The sequence below is a fragment of the Schaalia suimastitidis DSM 15538 genome (assembly GCF_000429105.1).
Classification (GTDB): domain Bacteria; phylum Actinomycetota; class Actinomycetes; order Actinomycetales; family Actinomycetaceae; genus Pauljensenia; species Pauljensenia suimastitidis.
This window is the reverse complement of sequence record NZ_KE386848.1, coordinates 702,926-703,539: the sequence shown is the minus strand read 5'-3', so window position 1 is coordinate 703,539 and position 614 is coordinate 702,926. Positions and strand designations below refer to the sequence as shown.

At 57.7% G+C, this 614-nt stretch carries 1 protein-coding gene; it reads left to right on the top strand.

Going from position 1 to position 614, the window contains the following annotated elements:
• Positions 1–320: 320 nt before the first annotated feature.
• Positions 321–614, top strand: a 294-nt coding sequence (locus tag G438_RS12520; RefSeq protein ID WP_165569254.1) for a hypothetical protein, incomplete at its 3' end; no start/stop codon positions are given.

The following is a 614-nucleotide window of genomic DNA, read 5'->3' as shown; positions in this document are numbered from 1 at the left end:
CGGCAACCACACGGTTGCCGCCGCCTTTGCCACACCCAAAACACGGCCCGCGAGAACCCACACAAACACACGGGCACCTACGACCCACACAAGGACGCCACAGGCCGACCATACGGTCGTGGTTTTAGGGGAACAACATCGCGTGCGTAGGGGTAACGACGTTTCGTTCAATCCCGATAAACGTGATAGCTTCCCCAGTTACACCACTGCACAATGTGCAGTCCTGCGTCTATGATTGATTGAGGATTTCAGCGGCATTACACATCGTTGCCGTACTACAAATGCGTATCGCGCAAGAATAGAGGAACACACCATGGCAGATGAACGACAGAACCGCTCACAGGGCGAGCGTGGTGGGTTCCAGCGTAGGCAATGGCGCGACCAAGGTGACCGCTCATGGCGTGGTCAAGAAAATTCGGGTGCGTCCAGCAGAGGTGCTGAGCGTGGGTCTTTCCGCGACGATCGTGGACCTCGTCGCTTCGAACGGGATGACCGCGGTGGGCAGCGTTCCTTTAAGCGTGATGACCGCGGTGGCCAACGCAGTTTTGACCGTGATGACCGTGGTGGCCAACGCTCTTTTGGTCGTGATGATCGTGGGCCTCGTCGCTTCGAAC